At 67.9% G+C, this 17,527-nt stretch carries 19 protein-coding genes; all 19 read left to right on the top strand.

The genetic code is table 11. The features are described from left to right. Positions 1 to 56 precede the first annotated feature (56 nt). The 19 genes from QMK30_RS02740 (at position 57) to QMK30_RS02650 (ending at position 17,508) form a co-directional block, all read left to right on the top strand. A complete protein-coding gene (locus QMK30_RS02740; RefSeq protein WP_283515476.1) occupies positions 57 to 590 on the top strand; it encodes a hypothetical protein in 534 nt (177 codons plus the stop codon). A gap of 19 nt (positions 591 to 609) precedes the next feature. After that, positions 610 to 1,938 (top strand): phage terminase large subunit, encoded by a 1,329-nt coding sequence (locus tag QMK30_RS02735; RefSeq protein WP_283515475.1) that lies wholly within the window; start codon positions 610 to 612, stop codon positions 1,936 to 1,938. Positions 1,939 to 2,207: 269 nt separating this feature from the next. Then, positions 2,208 to 3,854, top strand: a complete 1,647-nt coding sequence (locus QMK30_RS02730) for a phage portal protein (protein WP_283515474.1) — start codon at positions 2,208 to 2,210, stop codon at positions 3,852 to 3,854. Then, complete coding sequence (locus QMK30_RS02725; protein ID WP_283515473.1) at positions 3,851 to 4,855, top strand: head maturation protease, ClpP-related; 1,005 nt, start codon at positions 3,851 to 3,853, stop codon at positions 4,853 to 4,855. Before QMK30_RS02730 ends, QMK30_RS02725 begins: the two co-directional genes overlap by 4 nt. Before the next feature lie 13 nt (positions 4,856 to 4,868). Next, positions 4,869 to 6,218, top strand: coding sequence for a phage major capsid protein (locus tag QMK30_RS02720; protein WP_283515472.1), 1,350 nt, complete (start codon positions 4,869 to 4,871; stop codon positions 6,216 to 6,218). Between the two features lie 78 nt (positions 6,219 to 6,296). Continuing rightward, on the top strand, positions 6,297 to 6,710 hold the full coding sequence (locus tag QMK30_RS02715) for a hypothetical protein (RefSeq protein ID WP_283515471.1): 414 nt from the start codon (positions 6,297 to 6,299) through the stop codon (positions 6,708 to 6,710). A 12-nt stretch (positions 6,711 to 6,722) separates the two neighbouring features. Next, complete coding sequence (locus tag QMK30_RS02710; protein WP_283515470.1) at positions 6,723 to 7,178, top strand: hypothetical protein; 456 nt, start codon at positions 6,723 to 6,725, stop codon at positions 7,176 to 7,178. 100 nt (positions 7,179 to 7,278) lie between these two features. After that, positions 7,279 to 7,728 carry a hypothetical protein gene (locus QMK30_RS02705; RefSeq protein WP_283515469.1) on the top strand — a complete coding sequence of 150 codons (450 nt, stop codon included), beginning with the start codon at positions 7,279 to 7,281 and terminating at the stop codon, positions 7,726 to 7,728. Further along, positions 7,725 to 8,135, top strand: coding sequence for a hypothetical protein (locus QMK30_RS02700; RefSeq protein WP_283515468.1), 411 nt, complete (start codon positions 7,725 to 7,727; stop codon positions 8,133 to 8,135). The genes QMK30_RS02705 and QMK30_RS02700 overlap by 4 nt, the downstream gene beginning before the upstream one ends. Further along, a complete protein-coding gene (locus QMK30_RS02695; protein ID WP_283515467.1) occupies positions 8,135 to 8,374 on the top strand; it encodes a hypothetical protein in 240 nt (79 codons plus the stop codon). The genes QMK30_RS02700 and QMK30_RS02695 overlap by 1 nt, the downstream gene beginning before the upstream one ends. A 35-nt stretch (positions 8,375 to 8,409) precedes the next feature. Then, positions 8,410 to 9,477: a hypothetical protein gene (locus QMK30_RS02690; RefSeq protein ID WP_283515466.1), complete on the top strand. Its 1,068-nt coding sequence runs from the start codon at positions 8,410 to 8,412 to the stop codon at positions 9,475 to 9,477. Continuing rightward, entirely contained in the window at positions 9,477 to 9,863 is a 387-nt protein-coding gene (locus QMK30_RS02685) for a hypothetical protein (protein ID WP_283515465.1), read from the top strand. The genes QMK30_RS02690 and QMK30_RS02685 overlap by 1 nt, the downstream gene beginning before the upstream one ends. Before the next feature lie 3 nt (positions 9,864 to 9,866). Further along, positions 9,867 to 10,325, top strand: a complete 459-nt coding sequence (locus QMK30_RS02680; RefSeq protein WP_283515464.1) for a hypothetical protein — start codon at positions 9,867 to 9,869, stop codon at positions 10,323 to 10,325. Next, a complete protein-coding gene (locus tag QMK30_RS02675; protein ID WP_283515463.1) occupies positions 10,322 to 11,071 on the top strand; it encodes a hypothetical protein in 750 nt (249 codons plus the stop codon). Before QMK30_RS02680 ends, QMK30_RS02675 begins: the two co-directional genes overlap by 4 nt. Next, positions 11,071 to 11,508, top strand: coding sequence for a hypothetical protein (locus tag QMK30_RS02670; protein WP_283515462.1), 438 nt, complete (start codon positions 11,071 to 11,073; stop codon positions 11,506 to 11,508). Before QMK30_RS02675 ends, QMK30_RS02670 begins: the two co-directional genes overlap by 1 nt. 5 nt (positions 11,509 to 11,513) lie before the next feature. After that, positions 11,514 to 11,921, top strand: coding sequence for a hypothetical protein (locus tag QMK30_RS02665; protein ID WP_283515461.1), 408 nt, complete (start codon positions 11,514 to 11,516; stop codon positions 11,919 to 11,921). Between the two features lie 47 nt (positions 11,922 to 11,968). Then, a complete protein-coding gene (locus QMK30_RS02660; RefSeq protein WP_283515460.1) occupies positions 11,969 to 12,418 on the top strand; it encodes a hypothetical protein in 450 nt (149 codons plus the stop codon). A 117-nt stretch (positions 12,419 to 12,535) separates the two neighbouring features. Next, the gene (locus QMK30_RS02655) at positions 12,536 to 16,987 is read left to right on the top strand and encodes a phage tail protein (RefSeq protein WP_283515459.1); all 4,452 of its coding nucleotides are present in this window, start codon (positions 12,536 to 12,538) and stop codon (positions 16,985 to 16,987) included. Between the two features lie 8 nt (positions 16,988 to 16,995). Beyond that, positions 16,996 to 17,508: a hypothetical protein gene (locus QMK30_RS02650; protein WP_283515458.1), complete on the top strand. Its 513-nt coding sequence runs from the start codon at positions 16,996 to 16,998 to the stop codon at positions 17,506 to 17,508. The last annotated feature ends 19 nt before the right edge of the window (positions 17,509 to 17,527 follow it).

Raw genomic sequence — 17,527 nt, 5'->3', positions numbered from 1 at the left:
CTGGCTACCACCAGGAGCGGGCCCTTACCGCTGCGCCACCATTACCATCATTCACTATGAACACCGGTAACGTTCCACCCGTACCGGCCGAGCCCCGCGAGCCCATCGGCCAGGTCCGCAACGCCAAGGGCAAGTTCGTCACCACCCTCGATCACGAAGAACGCGCCGCCGAAGCAGCCCGGTTGAAAGCCGAGCACCCCGCCATGACGTACAAGCAGATCGCGGACGCCGTCGGCTACAGCAACAAAGGCGAGGCATGGCGCGCCGTCGATCGCTGCCGTAAGGCTGTCCTCCAGCAGGCCGGCGCCGACCTCGTCGCCTCCGAGGCCGCGCAATTGGACGAGCTGTACGTCTCCGCCCTCGAAGTCCTGGAGCGCGACCACGTCACCGTCTCCCACGGCCGGATCGTCACCGGCGCCGACGGCGAGCCGCTCCTCGACGACGGGCCAAAGCTCGCGGCGATTCGGGAGCTGAGGGCGCTCAGAGAGAGCTACCGCAAGCTCCACGGCCTCGACGCCGAGAAGAAGGTCAACATCACCGGCGGCATCCGCTACGAAGTCGTGGGCATTGCGGCCGAGGACCTCAAGTGACCGAACCACGAGACGCAGCATGAGTGAGACCGTCGTCCGGTACGAGCCGAGAGGCGCCGCCCTCGAAGCTTTCCGGTGCAAGGATCCTGAGATCCTGCTCAGTGGCGCAGCGGGAACGGGCAAGAGTGTCGGCGCCCTCATGAAGGTCCACCTGGCGTGCATGAGTACGCCCAAGGTTCGGGCGCTGATCGTCCGCAAGACCCACTCCTCGCTCACCGCCTCCACCCTCGTCACGTTCCGGGAGAAGGTCGCCGCCGAAGCAATCGCGGCCGGGGCCGTGTCCTTCTACGGTGGGTCGGCGCAGGAGCCTGCGAGCTTCCGCTACTCCAACGGCAGTGTCATCGTCGTCGGCGGCCTCGACCGCGCATCGCGTCTGCTCTCCACCGAGTACGACCTCTGCTTCGTTGACGAAGCGATCGAGGCGACGCCCGAGGATTTGGACACCCTCGTCACCCGCCTCCGCAACGGGCGCCTCTCGTACCAGCAGCTCATCATGGCCACCAACCCCGGCCCGCCCACGCACCACCTCAAGCGGCGGGCCGACGCCGGCCGCTGCGTCATGCTCTACAGCCGCCACGAGGACAACCCCCGCCTGTACCAGGGCGGAGAGTGGACCGAGTACGGACAGGCGTACCTTGCCCGGCTCGACAGCCTCACCGGCGCCCGGTACGAGCGGATGCGCTGGGGCAAGTGGGTCGCCGCGGAGGGACTCGTCTACGCGGAATGGGATGAGAGTGTCCACCTGATCGATACCTTCACGGTCCCCAACTCGTGGACCAGGTGGGCGACGGTGGACTTCGGCTACAGGAATCCCTTCGTCTGGCAGGACTGGAGGGAAGACCCCGACGGCCGCCTCTACCTGGTCAACGAGCTGTACTCCACGAAGCGTCTAGTGGAGGACCATGCGAAGCACATCAAAGAGCACCTGCTGACGTACCCGTCCGGGCAGGACCGGGGACCGCGGCCACGCGCCATCTTCGCCGACCACGACGCCGAGGACCGCGCGACGCTGGAACGGCACTTGGGCATGAGCACACAGCCTGCAACGAAGACCGTCAGCGACGGCATCCAGGCCGTGCAGTCCCGCCTGAAGGTCCAGCCCGACGGCAAACCGCGGTTGTTCATCGTGCGCGACGCGCTCGTCGAGCGCGACGCATCCCTGGAGACAGCGTCGTTGCCGACGTGCACCGCTGAGGAGATCACCGGCTACGTGTGGGCGATCAAGCCCGGCGCGGCTGGCGGCCTGAAAGAGGCCCCGGTGAAGGAGAACGACCACGGGATGGACTGCATGCGGTACATGGCTGCGGCCCGGGACCTGAAGGGCCGGACACGCGTCCGCTGGCTTTAGGGCCTTGCGCGGCCTGCGATTGTAGGTATCTGACAAAGTGTGTCGACCAGGAAGAGGGAGCCGTGAGAGCCGTAAAGACGCTCCGCATCAGCGCTGCCAGGCACTTGAATAGAGCTATGCCGGTTACGTTCGACGCGACAGGCGCTATTCTCTTGTCAGTAGGTGCCAACATGATCTACGCGCCCGCCGGATGGATCACTGCCGGAATCGCCGCGTTCGTCCTGAACTGGCGCATCTACGGCGACTAGCGCGCGGAGGGGAGGGGCCGGGTGGCCAGAACCCTCCTCGGCGCACTCCGCGAACGCGCCGCCACCGCCACCCCCGTCCCCTTCGCCAGCCGCACCGCCTCATACGGCCGGGGCCTCTTCGGATCCCAGCGCGGCGCCACCGCACAGCTCAACTCCATGGGCTCCGTGTCCACGCTCTTTGCCATCGTCAACCGCACCGCGAAGGCCGAGGCCGGCGTCGGCTGGCACCTGTACCGCAAGGCCAAGAGCGGCAAGCCCGAGGACCGAGTCGAGGTCACCGCCCACGCCGCACTGGACCTGTGGAACAAGCCGAACGAGTTCTACACGCAGTCCGTGTTCGTCGAGGCCGGGGCGCAGCACAAGCAACTGACGGGCGAGCAGTGGTGGGTCATCGCGGGCGATGAGCGGTTCAAGATTCCGTTGGAGATGTGGCCGGTCCGCCCTGACCGCATGGAGCCCGTCCCTGACCCGGACCGATTCCTGTCCGGGTACATGTACACGGGCCCGGACGGGCAGCAGGTGGCGCTCCGCAAAGAAGACGTGATCTTCATCCGGACTCCGCACCCGACGGACCCGTACCGCGGCATCGGGCCGGTCCAGGCGCTCCTCACCGACCTCGACGCCATGCGGTACAGCGCCGAGTGGAACCGCAACTTCTTCCTGAACTCGGCGGAGCCCGGCGGGATCATCGAGGTCCCCAACGGGCTCGGCGACGACGAGTTCAACGAGCTCCGCGACCGGTGGAATGAGCAGCACAAGGGCGTCGCCAACGCGCACCGGGTGGCGATCCTTGAGCACGGCACGTGGAAGGACCGCAAGTTCACGCAGCGCGACATGCAGTTCGTCGAGCTCCGTGACGTCGGCCGCGAGATCATCCGCGAAGCGTTCGGATTCCCGAAGCCGATGCTCGGCTCGTCCGACTCCGTGAACAGGGCGAACGCCGAGGCCGGGGAGCTGATGTTCGCTCGCTGGCTCGTCGTCCCCGACCTCGAAGCGGTCAAGGACGCCCTCAACTACCAGCTGCTGCCGCTGTTCGGGGCGGCTGGTCAGGGCCTGGAGTTCGACTACGACAACCCGGTGCCCGAGGACCGCGAACTCGCAGCGAAGGAGCTGCAAGCGAAAGCGGCCGCGCTCGCCGAGTTCGTCAATGCCGGGGTGTACGGCCCCGAGGCCCTGGAGGCCCTCGACTTGCCCGCGATGGCGTTCGGCCAGCCCGGTGCGGACGCGGACCGGGAGCTCCTCATCGACCTGGTGAAAGCCGCACCTGCGGCGCTCGCCGACATCATTTTGCCGATGCTCGGCTTCGAGATGCCGACGGCCCCTGCCGCGCCTGTGCCTCCCGGTGATGACCCGCCGAATGCGCCTGCTCCGGTGGAGCCCGCGCCGGCCGAGCCTGTGGATTCGTGGGAGGCCGCGGTCGCTGGTCTCACCGGCGGCTCGGTCGGCGACGACATCGAGGCCGCGATGCGGTGGGAAGCCGTCTGCGTGATGGACGGCGAGGAGTGCCAGCCGTGTGCGGATAACGACGGCACGGTCTACCGCAACCGGGCCGACGCCTACGAGGACTACCCCGGCGGGACCGGCTACAAGGACTGTGTCGGCGCCGAGTTCGGCAACAAGTGCCGCTGCAAGGTCGTCAAGCGGAAGAAGACGAGGGACGACGAATGATCACCCTTCCCAGCACCCTCCCCCGCATCGTCGCCCGCCAGCGCGCACAGGCCGACAAGCTCCGCGCGCAGCACGGCATCGACCCGCAGCCCTGGTACCGCATCACCAACCAGGCTGACCCGGACGAGGCCGAGGTGATGCTCTACGACGACATCGGCGGCTGGTACGGGGCGACCGCGGATCAGTTCATCGCCGACCTGCGGGGCATCACCGCTCCGAACCTCCGCGTCCGCATCAACAGCCCCGGCGGGAGCGTCTTCGAGGGCATCGCCATCGCCAACGCGCTGCGCTCCCACCCCGCGAACGTCACCATCCAGGTCGACGGGATCGCCGCCTCCATCGCCTCTTTGATCGCTATGGCCGGCGACCGGATCGAGATGGCCCCGAACACGATGATGATGATCCACGACGCGTCCGGGCTCTGCATGGGCAACGCCTCCGACATGGAGGAGATGGCCGAGCTCCTCGACCTCATCTCCGACAACATCGCCGACGCCTACTCGGCGCGCGCGGGCGGCACCCGCGAGGACTGGCGCGAGCGGATGCGCGCGGAGACCTGGTACCTCCCCAAGGACGCCGTCGATGCCGGACTCGCGGACGAGGCCACGCAGGCGCCCAAGACAGGGACACCGGCCGCCGCACCCGCCGAGGACGACCCCGAGCCGGACATGCACCGCCCGTACGACCTGGCCGCGTATGGCTACGCCGGGCCCCAGCAGGCCGCAGCCGCTCTGACGGAGGACATTCGGTCCCTGGTCGGCGACGAGGTAGCGGCGGCTCTGCGTGCACAGGTCGCCGAGCCCGTCCCTGCGCCTGCCGAAGGCACGGTTCCGGCAGAGCCCACCCCCGTTGTCGCGGAGCACCAGCCCGCCGAGGCAGCCCCGGACGAGTGGGCGGCAGCCGTCGCCCACCTCATGCGGTCCGCGCCCAGCCCATGGGCCGCGCTGACCGCCCACCTGACCAAGACCCCCACGTCGTCCAGCGCGGCGACGGACGCCTGAAGGAGGCACCACAGTGGCACCCACTCTGACCGTCCCGCGCAATGCCACCGAGCTGGAAGAGATGCTCGGCGACACCGCCACGGCCACGGAGATCGTCAAGACGCCGGAGGCCCTCACGAGCTTCATCGTCGACTACGCCAAGGGCCAGTCGGCGCAGGACCCCGGCATCGAGCAGCAGGTCCGCGAGCTGGCACAGCAGGAGTTCGCGAACGCGCTCCGCAAGGACCAGATCGACGGGATCAACCGTCTGAACCTGGACCCGTCCGCCCGGCCGGTAGCCCGGTCGAAGCACTACAACGCGAAGGCGCCCGGCGCCGGGCTGGACAAGCAGTTCGCGAACTGGACTGACTTCCTCGGTGCGACGTGGGCGGGCGACAACACGCAGGAGTCGCTGGCGGCCCGCTCCGACATCAAGAAATTTCAGAACGCGTTCGGGTCCTCCGTCCCCAGCGACGGCGGGTTCCTCATCCCCGAGGCGCTCCGCGCCGAACTGCTGCGCGTCTCCCTGGAGATGTCCGTCGTCCGCTCGCGCGCTCGCGTCGTGCCGATGGAAACCCTCACCGTCCCCTACCCGATGATCGACTCCGCGTCGAACGCCTCGTCGGTGTACGGCGGCATCGTCGGCTACTGGACGGAAGAGGGCGGCACCCTCACCGACAGCTCGCCGACGTTCGGGCGCATCGAGCTGACCGCGAAGAAGCTCACCCTGTACAGCGAGATCCCCAACGAGCTGTTCACCGACTCGATGCTCAGCCTCGAACAGTTCATGAACGAGTCCTACCCCGAGGCCCTGGCCTGGTTCGAGGACGTCGCTTTCATCGAGGGCAACGGTGTCGGCCAGCCTCTCGGCTTCATGAACGCCCCCGCCGCCGTCAGCGTGGCCAAGGAGTCCGGCCAGACCGCCGGAACGATCCTGTGGGAGAACATCGTCAAGGCGTACTCCCGCATGCTCCCGGCCAGCATCGGCCGCGCCGTGTGGGTGGCGCACATCGACACGTTCCCCGAGCTCGCCACCATGGCCCTGTCCGTCGGGACCGGCGGCTCCGCCGTCTGGATCGGCAACGGCGACGGCGCCGGCGCCCCCCCGGTCACCATCCTCGGCCGCCCGGTCGTGTGGACGGAGAAGTGCTCCAGCGTGGGCACCGCGGGCGACATCAACTTCGTCGACTTCGGCTACTACCTCATCGGTGACCGGCAGGCCATGCAGTCGGCCACCAGCACCGAGTTCAAGTTCGGCAACGACAAGACCGCGATGCGCGTCATCGAGCGCGTCGACGGCCAGCCGTGGATCAAGTCGGCGATCACCCCCCGGAAGGGCTCCAACACCCTGAGCCCGTTCGTGAAGGTCGCAACCCGAGCCTGACCAGCCCATCCCTGGCAGGCACTCAACCCCCTGCCAGGGCTACCCGCAGAGGCAATCAACCCCCTCAAGGAGGGCACTGTGAAGGGACTCGGAAGGGTCTACAACGTGGTCGCGGCAGCAAGCGGCGTCCACATCCCGCTCACCAACGCGACTGCCGTCTCGTTCGTGACGTTCCTCGACGCTGGAACGCAGATCGCCACCATCAAGGAGTCCGTCGACGGGGCCTCCGAGCAGGCACTGGACTGCAACGTCTACCCGCACAAGGCCCCTGGTGTCGGCGGCACTTGGACGGCGATGGCGGAGCAGGACGACACCCTCGACCTCAGCACCGACGCGGTCAACGACTGCATGGTCTTCACCGTCGGTGCCACCCAGCTGTCCGACGGCTTCAACTGCGTCGAGGTCACCGTCTCCGGCGGAATCTGCATCGCGATCACCCACGACCTCGCGCAGCAGCGGAAGCCCGCCAACCTGCCCCGCAACGTGGTCTGAGGGGGCTGACACATGAGCACTCAAGTCAAGGGAACTCAGGTCCGCTCGCTCGTCCTCGGCTCGCGCGTCGAGAAGGCCACCGGCACTCTCGCCGCGGCCACGACGGGCCTGTTCACCGTCGCCGGCGGCAAGGTGCTGATCACGTCGATCGTCGGCGAGGTCACCACCGCGATCACCGTCGCGAACAGCTACAAGCTCCAGCACAACCCGACCACCGGCGTCACGAAGGATCTGTGCGCCGCGACGGACATCGGCACCACGGACACCCCGGCGGGCAACCTCCTGGGCTTCCAGGGCCTGACCGGCGACAGCATCCTCACCGGCCCTGGTGCGGTGCCGACGATCAAGCAGCCGCTCGTCCTGACCGCGGGCAGCGTGGAACAGGTCAGTGCTGGCTCGGACGGTGCGATCACGTGGGTGCTGACCTATGTGCCGCTGGACGACGGCGCATCTGTGACGGCGGCCTGATATGGCGGCCTGGGTCTGCACGGAGTGCTCCACCACCTACTCGGTGGGCGCTCCGCGCTGCCCGCAGTGCGGGGCTACCGATCACACGGAGGAAGGCGCAATGCCGAAGATCACCCGCCACGGCGGGCCCACCATCGCCGGGGCAAGCGTCGTCGGCGGCACCTGGACGGACGGCGACGGAGCGGATCCGTGGCCCGCGCAGAGCAGCGAGAACGAGGCGCCGGAGCCCCCCGCCAACCGTGAGCCGACGAACCGCTACGTGGGCGAACACGGCCCCGAGGTGGTCGACCTGCCCGACGGTGACACGGTCCACCCGACGGCCGAGGGGAGTGATCAGTCATCGGCTGGGAGCAGCTCCGAGACATCATCCGACAAGCCGCAGACATCGCCCGAGACGAGCAAGCCCAAGCCCCCGTTGCCTGTCCGCACGACGGGGAGCCGCTCCGGGAAGGCCCGGACGGGGAGCCCTTCTGCCCGTTCGACGGATGGCGACCAGGGGACCGGTACGTCGGAGGGTGACAGCGCCTCGGACGGGGGCGGCGCGGAGTGAGCGTCCACCGGTCGACCCAGCTGTTCAAGGCCACCGGCCTGATTTTGAACAGCAACACCGACCACGTCACCGCCGCGATCACGAACGGCACCACCGGCAGGACCGGGGCGATCGACATCTCCCGGATCTCCAACGGCCTGCTGGTCGTCAACGTGGCCGATGCCCCCACCGGCACGAACCCCACCCTCACCGCCCTTATCGACGTTGAGGACGCCTTCGGAAACTGGGTCCTCACGTCCAACGCGCTGGGGATCTCCGGGTCGGCGATCGGGTCGACCGGCTACACGTACGGCAACATCTCGACCGGCTATCAGCTGACCGACCGGGCCCGTATCCGCTGGGCTATCGGTGGCACCGGTGGCCCGTCCTTCACCGGGGTGTCGCTCTCCCTGTACGGGAGGCCGTGATGCAGCAGCCGGGCGTGGGCCGCATCGTCCTGGTGCCGATGGACCCGGCGAAGAACAACGGTGCCAGCGTCGCGCCGGCGCTCATCACCCGGGTGTGGGACGAGACCACGGTCAACGTCCATGTGCTGCCTGATGGGTGGGTCAGCGAGTGGCGGCCGTCCGTCGTCTACGTCGCTGAGCTGCCCGAGGCCGAGGCCCCCGGTGGGCTGTACCGGTGGACCTGGCCGCCCCGTACCTGACCTGACCGCATGAGTTCCGAGAGGAGGTGGCACAGATGGTCGTCTACGCGACCCGCGAGGACGTGATGCGCGCCCCCGACAGCAAGGGGACCGCCCGCAACGCCGGGCAGATCGACCGCGCCCTGACGTCCGCAAGCAGAGGCGTGGACAGCCTGTGTCACCTTGCTTTCGCCCCACAGACCGACACCCGCCGTTTCGACTACCCGGGCTCCCAGTTCGCCCGCCCGTGGCGCCTGTGGCTCGACTCCAACACCCTGATCTCCGTCACCTCCCTCGTCAGCGGCGGCGTCACCATCGGCCCCGACGACTACTTCCTGCGCCGGTCCGACCAAGGCAGCGCACCCCCGTACACGCACATCGAAATCGACCTCGACAGCAGCGCGGCGTTCTCCTCCGGCGACACCCACCAGCAGGCCACCGTCATCACCGGCCTGTTCGGCTATAGCAACGACGAGACCACCGCAGGGACCCTCACCGCCCCAGTCAGCACCCTCACCGCGACCGCCGTGTCCGTCACCGGGGCAGCGTCCGCGCTCGTCGGTGTCGGCTCCGTGCTGCGCCTCGGCATAGAGCGGCTCCTCGTCACCGGCCGGTCGATGGGGGACACCGGGCAGAACCTCGGCGGCGCCGGACTCACCGTGCAGAACAACAGCGTCAGCCTCACCGTCACGGACGGCACCGCGTACGCCGTCGACGAGACTCTGCTCATCGACTCCGAGCGGATGCTCATCGTCGACATCGCGGGCAACCAGCTCACCGTCAAGCGCGCGTGGGATGGCTCCGTCCTCGCCGCTCACTCGGCCGGCGCCGACATCTACGCGCCCCGCACCCTGACCGTCACCCGCGGCGCCCTGGGCACCACGCCCGCGACACACGCTTCCGATGCCCTCGTCTACCGCTGGGACCCGCCCGGCCTGGTCCGGGACCTGACGATCGCGGAAGCCATCGGCCGGCTCACCAACGAGCAGGCCGGATACGCGAAGACCCGCAAGACAGGGGATGGCGGCACCAGCGAGAAGGCCATGGACGGGACGGCCCTCGCAGGGCTACGCCAGCAGGTGTACGCCGCGCACGGCCGCAAAGCCCGGACGAGGGCGATCTGATGAGCATCGAGATCACGATGACGGGGCCCCTGTTCGACGGCCGGGCCGCACGCGCCATGCAGAGCGCCGCCGATGACGCGCGCGAGGACATCGCCGAGTTCGCCGAGGAGCACGCCCTCACCCTCATGGGCGGCAGCTTCCGGCACCCCACGGGCTACTACGAGAGCCGCGTCATCACCACGCGGGTCGCAGCGGACACGTCCCTCGTCCACGACCAGGGCGTCGTCTACGGCCCGTGGCTGGAAGGCGTCGGAACCCGCAACCGGGCCCGCCCCGGGTTCCCCGGCTACAGGCACTGGCGCCAGAGCAAGCAGCTCGCGCAGCTGCGCGGCCCGGCCATCGCTGACCGCGCCGTCCAGCGCCACATACCCGAGATGAGGGGATGACCCATGGCCCTCGACATCGACAGCATCCTCGACGCGGCCACATCCCACGCGTCCGCGTCCGGGTACTTCGAGCAGGTCAACGGCCACGAGCCCCTCAACCCGCCGGCCACGGGCGGCCTCACGGCTGCCGTGTGGGTCGACCGCGTCACACCTCTCCGCTCCTCCGGGCTCAGCTCGGTGTCGGTGCTCCTGGTGCTGAACGTGCGGCTGTACAAGACGGGGCAGTCCCTGCCGCTCGACGCGATCGACCCCGACATGGTCAAGGCGGTCGATGCGCTGTGCACGGCCTACGTCGGTGACTTCACCCTCGGCGGTCTCGTCCGGCAGGTCGACATCTTCGGCGCCCACGGCAGTCCGCTCGACGTACGCGCCGGATACCTGAGCCAGGACGGCGCCCCGTACCGCGTGATGACGGTCAGCCTCCCGGTGATCGTCAACGACCTCTGGGAGGAGACCCTGTGAGCAAGCAATCCGGTCTCGGCGATGCCTTGTACGTCGCGGGATATGACGTCTCCGGCGACATCAACGCCCTCGGCAACGTCGGCGGCGGCCCTGCGGTGCTGCCGTTCACCGCCATCGACAAATCGGCGATGGAACGCAAGGGCGGGATCCGCGACGGGCGCACCGAGTTCACGTCGTTCTTCAACCCGACGCTGCTGACCGGGGCGCACGCCCGATTCTCCGGTCTGCCTACGGCTGATCAGATCGTCACGTACTGCCGGGGCACCGCCCTGGGGAGCGCGGCGACGGGCCTGGTCGGCAAACAAATCGACTACGCCGGCACACGGGGGGACGACGGCAGCTTCACCTTCGCTGTCTCCGCGCTGGCCAACGGCTACGGCCTGGAGTGGGGGCAGTTGGTCACCCCCGGCAAGCGCACCGACGTCACCGCTGCGAGCGGCACCGGTGTGGACTTCGGGACCGGGCCCACCCTCTTCGGCATCCAGGCGTACCTGCACGTCTTCGCGTTCACCGGCACCAGCGTCACCGTGAAGTTGCAGGAGAGCTCAGACAACGGAGTCGGGGACGCGTGGGCTGACGTCGTCGGCGGCGGTTTCACCGCAGCGGCCGGCATCACGTCACAGCGGATCCAGACCGCCCGCAACCTCACTGTCGAGCGCTACCTGCGGGTCACGTCGACCGGGACTTTCACCAACGCGCAGTTCGCCGTCGTGGTGAACCGCAACGACACCGAAACGGCCTTCTGATGACCATGACCCGCCTGGACCGGATGCTGCTCCCCGCAGAGTCCTACCAGACCTTCAGCATCACCCAGCCACGGGACACCACAGTCGTCGCCGCGTGCGAGCAGGTCGGTTGCCCGGCCCACCAGAACGGGTGGGAGTCGGTCATCGACGAGACCACCGACCTCGGCCAGCAGCAGGCCCGGTACATCCGGGGCGAGTCGCGGCGGACGTTCCGCGAACAGAAGACGGCCACCGGCCTGACCGCGTTCCGGTTCGAGTCGGGGCAGAGGTGTTTCGCGGAGCACCGGACGCGGCCGGAGCTGTACGCGGTGAGGGACGGGGACTGTGCCCGCGGTAACCCCACGGGCCGAGTCCGCCAGCACAGCAGCCCGGCGGACTGGGTTGAGGACTTCGGCGAGCACCAGCTCCGACTCGTCGACCAGCAGACGAAGGGATAACGGCCATGGCCAAGGAAAGCGGAATCGGGTGGACCACGTGCTCTGTCGATGACAGCACCGGCACCCCCCAGGCGATCAAGAACGACATCACGAACTTGCAGTTCTCCACGCCGCGCGCGGTGCAGGACGTCACCGGCGTTGATAAGTCCGCGATGGAGCGAATCCTGCTCCTCGCTGACTTCTCGGTGACCTTGAACGGCGTGTTCAACGACGCGGCGAACCAGAGCCACGCCGTGTTCAAGACGGTCCCGTCCACCTCGGTGGCGCGCACCGTCTCGCTCACGGTCAGCGGCCAGAGCCTCAACAACGAGTGCCTCTTCACCGACTATCCGCTGTCCCGCTCGGACAGCGGTGAACTCACCTTCGCCGTGCCTGGCGTGCTTTCGGACGGCGTCGTTCCGACCTGGAGCTAGGCCCCAAGCCATGCCACACATCTGTCCGCACCAGAAGGAATGACCCCATGGCATACCGCAAGAAGACCAGCCAGGGCATCACCGTGTCTCTCAAGGACCACGAGGTCTACGGGGCCGAATCGGAGCCACCCGAGGTAATCGCCCGTCGCACCACCCTCGACGAGTACCTCCTCCTCACCGGCCTCGTCGAGGAGGCCGAGACCGAGGAGGGCGGCGACAACCGCATGGTGCAGCAGATCAAGCGGTTCGGTGAGTCGCTGATCAGCTGGAACATCGAGGAGGAGGACGGGAGCCCGACACCGGCGACCAGCGAAGAGTTCTTCCGGCTCGACGAGGATCTCGCCCTGGCACTCACTAGCGAGTGGCTCGCACGCATCGGGGGCAAGGTGTACGGCCCTTTGCCGCAGAGCTCGCCCGATGGCGAGCAGTCCCCGGTGGTGTCGATTCCGATGGAACCCCTGTCGGCCCCCCAGCCGCCTACAGCCGTGCCCGCCTGATCCTTCAGCTCTGCGACCGCTTCCACAAGCTACCCAGCGAGGTGCTCGCGGAGGACGTAGAGCTGCTGCAACTGCTGGAGATCGAACAACTCGGCACATCAGAGGGAGGTGACGGCGGTGGGTAACGACATCCAAATCTCAGTCCGCGTCTCCAACCAGACCGGCGCCGGGCTTGCCGCCGCCAACACCTCTCTCCAGGGACTGAAGAGCAACGCACAACAGGCCGGGCAGGGCCTGAACACCCTCACGAGCCGGTCCGCCGCAGCCAGCCAGTCCCTGCGCCTCCTCGACACCCGCGCTCAGAGCGCCACCAGCACTCTGCGAGGGCTCCGCACCGCCGCAGGCGACATTCGTGTCACCGCGAGCATCGACGACCAGACCTCCACCAACGTCGCATCCATCAAGGCCGCCCTACGCGACTTGAAGCGCGAGAGCCCCGTCCGGCTTACCGCACAGTTCGACGGAAACGCCGGACAGATCACCGCGGCGGCCACCGCAATGCGTGATCTGCGCGGAGACGCCAACGGGGCTGGGGCCGCGCTCACCTCGCTCACGACCCGGGCGGCCGCGTCCGCCGCCGCGCTCAACTCCTTGGAGCAGCAGGCCGAGGACGCTTCCCGCGCTCTGCGAACCTTGCGTGGGCGGGCCGCAGCCGCTTCGGCTGCGATGGGCGAGTTCCGCGACCGTGTGACTGCGGTAGCCACAGCGCTGCGCACCTTCAATACGCGGGCGCAGACCGCCGACGGCCGTCTTAACGCTCTGTCCACCCGGACCCGTACGGTGCGCGGCGACATGGACGAGCTCGACGGCAGCGTCGGCCGTCTCACGGGCAGCCTCGGCGGGCTGCGTACCGGTCTCGGCTCCCTCCCGAACGTCACGTCCGCTTCCGGCAACAGCATGCGGGGCCTTCGCGCGGCTGCCATCGCCCTGTCGCCGGCGCTCATCCCCATCGCCGCTGTCGCAGTGCCAATGGCCGCAGGGCTCGGCGCGGCCGGGGTAGCGGTCATGGCATTCGGTGTGGCGATCGGCGGGCAGATCGCCACGGTGATGGAGGCCGCCCAGGCTGAGAAGAAGTACAGGGACGCGGTCAAGGAACACGGCACGGGCTCGGCGGAAGCAGCGAAGGCAGCGCATCAGATCCAGCTGGCGCTGAAGGACATGCCCAGGGCCACGCAGGAGGCGGCGGTCGGGCTGACGCTGATGAAGACGCAGTACACCCGATGGTCTGACAGTCTCGCCGACTCGACGATGCCTGTCGCGACGAAAGCATTCGCCGCCTTTGGTGCCTTGTTCCCTAAAATGTCACCATTGGTGCGCGGTGCCTCCGGTGAGCTGGACCGGCTCATGACCGTGATGGCTGGCGGTATCCAGTCGGACGGGTTCTCCCGGTTCATGGCGTCATTCAGCGAGTTCGCGTCGGGTGCGCTGGCCCGCGCTACGACGGGGCTCGTGAAGTTTTCCCAGTCCATGGACACGGGGAAGGTAGGCGGAAATTTCTCCGAGTTCATGGCCTACGCCCGCGACGTGGGCCCCGCGGTCGGCGAGACGCTCGGCAACCTCGCCAAGTCGATGATCCACCTGGTGGCAGCCGCCAGCGACCTCGGCGTCGGCATTCTGACGGCTGTCAACGCGCTCGCGCAGCTGGTCAACGCGATCCCCACCGGTGCGCTGAGCACGTTCATCCAGATGTACGCCGCACTGAAGCTCGTATCCGTCGGTATCGGATTGGTCGGGGCCGCCGCTGGAGGCAGCGCCGTCGGTCGCCTCGCCGCGTACTTCGCGGTCATGCGCGCGGCTGGCGTATCGACCACGATGCGCGCCACGGCGGCCAGCATGAGCGGCGTGCAGAAGGCCGCCGTAGGCCTGGGCGTCCTCGCTGTCGCTGCAATCGGCATCAGCAAGATCGCCGAGAATGCGCGCGGCGCCCCGCCGAACGTCGACCGGCTGACGACCAGCCTCAAGAACCTCGCGACGACGGGAAAGTTCACCGGCGAGCTCAAGGCGACGTTCGGCGACGTCGATGGGCTGGTGAAGAAGTACAAGCAACTTGGCAGCGCCGCGAAGGACCAGGAAGAGTACGTCAAGAGCTTCGGGAGTTCGGGTATCGGCCCGCTCGATGATCTGCGGCGCAGCGCCAACGATTTGTGGCAGGACCTCACCAAGGGCGAGGACTCCCGTAAGGCCCTGACGGCGGACTTCGACGCGATGGATGAGTCGCTGGCCGGCCTGGTGGCCTCGGGGAACACGGAGCAGGCAGCGAAGGATTTCGCCCTTGTCCGTGAGGCGCTGCGTGGCGACGGCAAATCAGATGCTGAAATCGATAAGACCTTCGACGGGTACAAGGCGGGCCTCGCGAACCTGGCGGAAGAGCAGCGCTTGGCGGCTGAGGGCATGGGCCTGTTCGGTCAGCAGGCGCTCGGCGTACAGGAGAGGTTGACCGCGCAGCAGTCCAGCGCGGATGGGCTGGCTCAGTCCATCAACGCACTCAGCAACGCGTACCTGATGGCGCGCGGCGGTGTCCGGGGCATGGAGGCGGCGATCGATGCTGCCGACGCCGCATTCAAGAAGAACGGCCAGACGCTCGACGAGAACACGGCGAAGGGGCGTGGCAACAACCAGGCCCTGGACGACATCGCCTCGTCGACGATGAAAGCGGCTGAGTCCGCTCGCGCGAACGGTGCGTCGTGGGAAACGGTCAACGGAATCTACGACAGGGGCCGCAAGAAGCTCCTTTCTCTCACCGAGGGAGTCACAGGTAACGAGGCGGCTGCGAGAAGGCTCGCTGCGCAGATCCTCAAGACGCCGAGCAAAACCGCCCGGATCAAAATGCAGAAGGAGGACGCCGAGCGGGACCTGAAAGCCTTCAACGGTGCGGTGAAGAGGAGCCCGGGTAGCAAATCCGTCACCCTCAAAACGCTCAGCAAGGCGGCCGAGGGGATCCTGACGGGCTTCGGCTACAAGGTAAAGCGCCTCCCGAACGGCAGCGTCAGAGTCACCGCGAAGACCGGCGCCGCGGTGTCCGGCATCCGTAGCGTGCAGGGCGCGGTGAACTCGCTGAGCGACAGGACCATCACCATCCGCACGAACCACGTGCAGACGGTGCAAGCGCAGCAGAAGCCGTTCTGGATGAAGGCCAGCGGCGGGCGTGTGCCCAGCTACGCGAGCGGCGGCGACGTCCAGGCGTTCCCCAACGGTGGGTACGTGAATGGGCCCGGCACGGGCACCAGCGATTCCATCGTGGCCGCGTTTCCCTCGGGCGCGATGGGCCGCATCAGCAACACGGAGTACGTGATGCGGTCGGCGGCCGTCGCCCGATACGGCGTCGGGTTCATGGACGCGATCAACGCCGGACGGCTGAAGGTGCCCGGCTTCGCCAAGGGCGGCCTCACGAAGGGGCAAAAGGCTGCGAAGGCGCGCGCGGCTGCGCAGGCGAAGGGCGAACGAGACGCGCGAGGCCGCGCCCGCGGCGAGCTGACCGTCTCCCACTTCGGGAAGACGGCGGGCTACCAGCGCTCCGAGTTCGGGTCCGCGCTGTCGAACCCGGATTCCATCGGCTCGTTGGTCAACTCGTTGAACCAGTGGCGTGGCGTGATCATGAAGGCCACGCACGGCGGGCGGGAACGGTCGCTCCTGCGGCAACTCGACTCGACCGGCCGGGCCCTGCTGAAGCAGGAGAGGTCCCTCAGCAAGGTCACTGACCAGCTCGACAAGGCCAGGAGCAAGCTCAGTGATCTGAAGAGCGCGGCGGCGGGTCTCGCATCCTCGGTCAAGAGCAGCATTCTCGGCAGTGCGAACATCACCAAGGGCGCCTCAGGCGAGGGTCGTGTCACCACCGCCAGCATCATGGGCGGCCTCATCAGCTCCAGGGACAAAGCGACCGCGTTCACGCAGGCGCTGGAGGAACTGAAGGCGAAGGGCCTGGACAAGGGGCTCCTCAGCCAAGTTGCCGAGGCTGGCATCGACGGCGGCGGACTGGAGACCGCCACGGGGCTCCTCGGCGCTTCGAACAGCGAGATCCAGAGCATGAACCAGCTCCAGGCCGAGATCGCGAAGGCAGCCACAGCGGCAGGCAAGACAACAGCCGACGCCGTGTACGGGGCGCAGATCAAGGCGCAGGAGAAAGTCGTCGGCGCGCTGAAGAGCGTGCAGGAGAAGCTCACCAAGAGCATGGACAAGCTGACGAAGGCTATGGAGAAGGCCATCGAGCGGGCGTTCTCCAAGAAGGCGTCCGGCGGCATCGTCGGTGCTGCGGCCTCGGGCGGCGTCCGTGGTGGCCTGACCCTCACCGGTGAGGAAGGCCCCGAGATCGTGCGCCTGCCGGTCGGCTCCCGGGTGTACCCGACCGGGCAGTCGAAGCGCATGGCGTGGGAGTCGATGCTCACCGAGCCACCGAAGCGCCCTGGTGTGCGGCCGCCGCAGGGTGCGGGTGGCGGCCCCCCTGAGCTGGTGGTTATCGAGCTGCGCTCCAGCGGGAGCGACGTCGACGAATTCCTTCTCAAGATGCTGCGCAAGGCCATCCGGGTCCGCGGCGGAAATGCCCAGGTCGTCCTTGGCCGGGCTGGAACGTAGGGAGAGAGATGCACAGGTACAGGATCGGCAACTGGGCGATGGCCACCACGGCCGCACCCGTCGAGGTCACGACCGGCACAGCCATCAAGACGATGCTCCAGCTGGCCACTCCCAGCACGCGCCAGGTCCAGCTCATCAGCTGGGGCTACACCCTCGATGCGGCCCCGGCTACTACGGGCGAGGGCGTTATCGAGCTGATGCAGTCTGACGTCGCCGCGACCGTCACGGCGCACGTGGCGGCCGGCGTGCAGCCGCTGGACCCGAACGCTCCTGCTTCGCTGCTGACGCTGGGGACATCGGCGACGGGCTACACCGCGTCTGTGGAGGGCACGACCACTGCGTCGCGGTCCTTCGACACCGTGAAGGTCTCTGGTGTCTCCAACGGGGCGTGGCCGACGAGCTACAGCTACCAGTGGATGCCGGACGAGCGGCCGATCGTCGCCGTCAGCAAGTTCCTCCGGGTCCGTGCCACGTTCTCGGCCGCGACGAACCTGCTGTGCTGGGTCGTTTTCGACGAGTGACCAACGCTCTGATCAACCA

Source organism: Streptomyces sp. H27-C3 (assembly GCF_030063415.1).
GTDB lineage: Bacteria > Actinomycetota > Actinomycetes > Streptomycetales > Streptomycetaceae > Streptomyces.
Note: the sequence above shows the minus strand (reverse complement) of the source record. Positions and strands in the feature narration are given on the sequence as shown.